Source organism: Curtobacterium sp. B8, from assembly GCF_000333315.1.
In the GTDB taxonomy this organism is placed as follows: domain Bacteria; phylum Actinomycetota; class Actinomycetes; order Actinomycetales; family Microbacteriaceae; genus Curtobacterium; species Curtobacterium luteum.
Window position 1 is genome coordinate 1 of record NZ_BACW01000312.1, and the last position, 4,406, is coordinate 4,406.

Annotated in this window: 5 protein-coding genes and 1 pseudogene; 4 read left to right on the plus strand and 2 right to left on the minus strand. The window is 70.7% G+C overall.

Translation table 11 applies throughout. The features are described 5' to 3' along the window. Positions 1-637, plus strand: a pseudogene (locus I59_RS22755) (hypothetical protein); the annotation flags it as partial. Between the two features lie 235 nt (positions 638-872). Here I59_RS22755 and I59_RS07670 read toward each other — a convergent pair. Beyond that, positions 873-1,334 (minus strand): DUF4383 domain-containing protein, encoded by a 462-nt coding sequence (locus I59_RS07670; protein WP_022903359.1) that lies wholly within the window; start codon positions 1,332-1,334, stop codon positions 873-875. A 308-nt stretch (positions 1,335-1,642) separates the two neighbouring features. Here I59_RS07670 and I59_RS07675 point away from each other — a divergent pair, with 308 nt between their 5' ends. From I59_RS07675 to I59_RS07685, 3 genes are all read left to right on the plus strand, one after another. Further along, on the plus strand, positions 1,643-2,563 hold the full coding sequence (locus tag I59_RS07675) for an ABC transporter ATP-binding protein (protein WP_022903360.1): 921 nt from the start codon (positions 1,643-1,645) through the stop codon (positions 2,561-2,563). Next, positions 2,560-3,390 (plus strand): ABC transporter permease, encoded by an 831-nt coding sequence (locus tag I59_RS07680; protein WP_022903361.1) that lies wholly within the window; start codon positions 2,560-2,562, stop codon positions 3,388-3,390. Before I59_RS07675 ends, I59_RS07680 begins: the two co-directional genes overlap by 4 nt. Before the next feature lie 108 nt (positions 3,391-3,498). Then, entirely contained in the window at positions 3,499-4,062 is a 564-nt protein-coding gene (locus I59_RS07685) for a hypothetical protein (RefSeq protein WP_148286132.1), read from the plus strand. On the opposite strand, the gene I59_RS07690 is transcribed toward I59_RS07685, so the two are convergent. Further along, the coding region (locus I59_RS07690; protein WP_222834995.1) for a hypothetical protein at positions 4,059-4,406 on the minus strand (348 nt) is incomplete at its 5' end. The genes I59_RS07685 and I59_RS07690 overlap by 4 nt on opposite strands.

Sequence of the window (4,406 nt, forward strand, 5' to 3'; positions counted from 1 at the left end):
CCGCATCCACAAGCGCTTCCTGACGCCGACCTGGTCGACCGTCGGCATGGGGATCGCGTCGATCGGCTTCTACGTGCTGTTCACCGTCATCTCGACGAACCTGCTCACCGCGCTCATCGGGTCGGTCGGGCTGATGATCGCCTTCTACTACGGCCTCACCGGGTTCGCGTGCGTCTGGGCGTACCGGCGCACGCTGACCTCGAGCGTCCGGAACGCGCTCATGCGCGGTCTCGTCCCGCTGCTCGGCGGGGTCTCGCTCGCCGTCACGTTCGTCTACGGGCTCGTGCAGTTCGCCCAGCCCGACTGGCTGCAGGACGACGCCGGACACGACGTCACGATCCTCGGGATCGGCGCCGTCGCGGTCGTCGGTGTCGGCGCGATCCTCATCGGTGTCGTGCTCATGGTCGTCTGGTGGGTCCGTTCGCCCGACTTCTTCGCCGGTCGCACGCTCACCGCCCGGACGCCCGTCCTCGTCCTCGACACCCCGGGCGGCATCGAGACGATGGGTCTGCCGGACTCCGGCCGCGAGGCGACGGTGATCGCGCCCGACCTGTCGAACCTGCCGACCGGCAGCGTCGCCGTCGACGAGGAGACCGGCAAGCGGTTCCGCCGGACGCGCTCGCGACGCGACGACTGAGCACGCACGCGGGCCCGTGGTCCCCGCCGCGGCACCGCGGCCCGGTCCTCGCGCGACACCGCGACCACGTGGGCGAGGGGAGCCGGGGCGGGCGTGTCCGCCCCGCGGCCCACGCACGCCGAGACGGCCTGGAGGCCCGGTACCAGCTGGTACCGGGCCTCCAGACCGTCAGTGGTCACCCCTGATCCGGGTGACCGCACGCGGCGGGTCGGTCTCCCGACCCGCCGGGACGACGTCAGCGCGCGGTGCGCGCGCCGATGCGCGGGACGACCAGGCCGAGGACGACCATCGCGACCGCGAGGATGAAGTGCAGCACGTTGTCCGCGGTGTTGAGCGGCACGAAGTTCGCACCCGTCGCCATGCCGGCGGTGAACAGGCCGTAGATGAAGACGACGAAGTAGACGATGCCGCCGAAGACGAGGTAGTTGCGCGAGCCGACGTGCGAGCGAGCGGCGATGAGGCCGACGACGCCGAAGAGCAGGTGCACGATGTTGTGCAGGACGGACACCTGGAAGACGCCGACGAGGAGCGCCATCGAGCCGTGACCGGCCATCGACATGGAGCCCATGTCCATCGTGAGGCCCGGGATGAAGCCGGCGATGCCGACGAGCAGGAAGACGACGCCGAAGAGCAGCGCCACCTTCTGGGTCAGCGTCGCGGCGAAGCCGGTACGTGCAGGAGAGGTGTGTGCGGTCATGGTGCGGTCCTTCCGAACGGTGGGTTCGAACTCGATGGGCCCGCGGCGTGTTCGCCGCGGAACTGTTCCCGTCGCACAGGGTCTTCGGAGCGGACGGTCCGCCGGTTTGGAGGTGCCCGTGTGAACACCGCGTCGACCGTCGAACCCTGCTCCGACGGACGCGATCGGTGCTGTTCAGACCCAGCGTGCCCGTTGTGCGGCGTGTGTGTTCGCTGAGTGCGCACTGTGGCGACACCAGTTCGGGGGTCAGCACATCTCCGTCGCACGGGGGACGCGGGCCGGCTGGGGGTCCCCCTAGCGTTGGCTGCGTGATCGAAGTCGAGCACCTCACCAAGCACTACGGCCAGAAGATCGCCGTCAACGACGTCTCGTTCGTCGTCCGTCCCGGGAGCGTCACCGGCTTCCTCGGGCCGAACGGCGCGGGCAAGTCCACCACGATGCGCATGATCATGGGGCTCGACCGCCCCACTGCGGGGAGGACGATCGTCAACGGGGCGCCCTACCGGAGCTTCTCCGACCCGCTGCGGCAGGTCGGGGCGCTGCTCGAGGCGAAGGCGGTCCACTCCGGGCGCAGCGCGTACAACCACCTGCTCGCGCTCGCCGCGACGCACGGGATCCCGAAGGCGCGGGTGCACGAGGTCATCGACATGACCGGACTCGACGCCGTGGCCAAGAAGCGCGTCGGCGGGTTCTCGCTCGGCATGGGGCAGCGTCTCGGGATCGCGGCAGCGCTCCTCGGCGACCCGAAGACCCTGATCCTCGACGAGCCGGTCAACGGCCTCGACCCGGACGGTGTCGTCTGGGTCCGGCAGCTCGCCCGCCGCATGGCCGCCGACGGCCGCACGGTGTTCCTCTCCAGCCACCTCATGAGCGAGATGGCACAGACCGCCGACCGGGTCGTCGTGCTCGGCCGCGGCCGGGTCCTCGCCGACGCCCCCATCGCAGAGTTCGTGGCCGGCGGCGAGTCGGGCGGCGCCAACCGCGTGCTCGTCCGCACCCCCGCACCCGACCAGCTCTTCGGAGCGATCGGCTCGGAGGCGTCCGCCGTCACCCCGCGCGAGGACGGCGCCTTCGTCGTCGTCGGCCCCGACGCCCGGCGCATCGGCGACGTCGCCGCGCAGGTCGGGGCACCGGTCCACGAGCTCACCCCGATGGGCGCCAGCCTGGAGGAGGCGTACATGGCCCTCACCCGCGACGACGTCGAGTACCGATCGGAGGGCGCCCGATGAGCGCCGTGACCATGCCCCGCTCCACGAACGTCACGTTCCCGCGGCTCGTCCGGAGCGAGTGGATCAAGCTCCGCAGCATCCGGTCGACCGTGTGGTGCTACGCCATCGTCGTCCTGCTGACCCTCGCGATGGCCTTCCTGCTCGGCAGCATCGACACCGGTGTCCCGCGAGGTGCCCCGGTCGCCGCGGCGAACGCGCTCATCGTGCAGATCGGCACGGTCAGCGTCTCGCTCACCGCGCTCGTGGTCGCGGTGCTCGGCGTGCTCATCATCACGGGGGAGTACGGCACCGGGCAGATCCGGTCCTCGTTCACCGCTGCGCCCGGACGCACCGGCGTCGTGCTCGCGAAGGCCGCGGTCCTCGCCGTCACGACCTTCGTGGTGAGCGCCGTCTCGACGTGGGTCGGGGTCGCGATCGCGGCGTCGCTGCAGTCCGGTCGTGACATCCACCCTGACCTCGCCGACCCGTCGGTCTTCATGCCGATCCTCGGGTCCTCGGTCTACGTGACCCTGGTCGCGCTGCTGGCGTTCGGCATCGGGCTCCTGGTCCGTTCGAGTGCCGGCGGGATCGCCATCGCGCTCGGCATCCTGCTCGTCCTGCCCACCATCGTGCAGGTCTTCGCCGCCCTGACGAACCAGCAGTGGATCATGGATGCCTCGCAGTTCCTGCCGTCCTCCGCAGGCGCGCAGCTCTACGCCTTCGACGACGGCGGTCAGCAGGGCGACGGCCTGCACCTGAACGGCTGGGGCGGCTTCGGCGTCCTCGCCGCCGAGGTGGTCGTCGTCGGTGCGGTCGCCTTGACGGCGGCGCGCACGCGCGACGTCTGACGACGTCCACGGTCGACCTGGAGGCCCGGGTCACGTGAGCAGGTCTGCTCACGTGCTCCGGGCCTCCAGGTCGTGCTGCGCGCAGTCCGCGCGTGTTGACTGGTGGCCATGGATGCGGGGGAGCGGCCGTTGCCGCGGTGGGCCGAGGTCGGGAGCGTCGTCGTGGCGGGGGTCGCGATCGTGCTGGGGATCGTGCTGCGGCTGGCGCCGGAGGACGAGCCGTTCGACACCGTGCGGTTCGTGTTCCTCCTGGTCGGACTCGCCGTCTCGCTCACCGCCAGCGTCACGTACCTCGTCGCCGTGATCCGAGGGAAGCTGCGGGTCGCGATGATCCCGAATGCTCGTTCGCGCCCTCGTCGCGACGTGCGCCGCTTGTCGCGAGCAGCGGTGGGTCCACTCCAGGTCTCGGATCACGAGGGACCGATCGTCCGCGTCGCGGCTCGTCGCCTCGTCGATCAGTCCGCGCTGCAGGTGACCGCCTTCGTCGGCTTCACCGTGCTGTCGGCATCGAACCTCGCTCAGGTGTCCGGGGACCGCGATGACTGGCGCTGGGTCTTCGCGGCGTCGAGCGCGATGTTCCTCGGCTTCCTCGTGATGACCCTGTGGCAGTACCACGGGGCGCTGCGGGTGCTCGCCCGGAGTGAGCCCGCCCCGGCGGACGAGGTCCGCTAGCGCCGACCGAAGACCGCGGCGAGGGCCTCGCGGAAGCGCGACGGGCGACGCGGCGCGAGCGGCAGCGTGCGCGTCTGGTTCGGGAACGCCAGGTCGTGCAGCATGTTCCGCTTCGAGCCGTCCCAGTTCGCGAAGAGGTACGCGCCACCGAACGAGGTGAGACTCCGGACAGGCGTGCGTTTCCAGTTGCGGGCGACGTAGTACCCGGAGTGACCGGCACTGATGTTGCGGATCACGGTGTCGACGTCGATGACGCTCGTGGTCGTGACGACGGCGGTGATGCCCGTGCGGTCGCGGGCAACGTACTCGATGAGGTGTTCGGACACGGTGGGCTCTTCGTGCTC

What these genes read in the sequence shown, in the direction of transcription:
- I59_RS07670 (WP_022903359.1), bottom strand. Translation starts at nt 1,334, where the DNA reads ATGACCGCACACACCTCTCCTGCACGTACCGGCTTCGCCGCGACGCTG.
- I59_RS07685 (WP_148286132.1), top strand. Translation starts at nt 3,499, where the DNA reads ATGGATGCGGGGGAGCGGCCGTTGCCGCGGTGGGCCGAGGTCGGGAGC.
- I59_RS07680 (WP_022903361.1), top strand. Translation starts at nt 2,560, where the DNA reads ATGAGCGCCGTGACCATGCCCCGCTCCACGAACGTCACGTTCCCGCGG.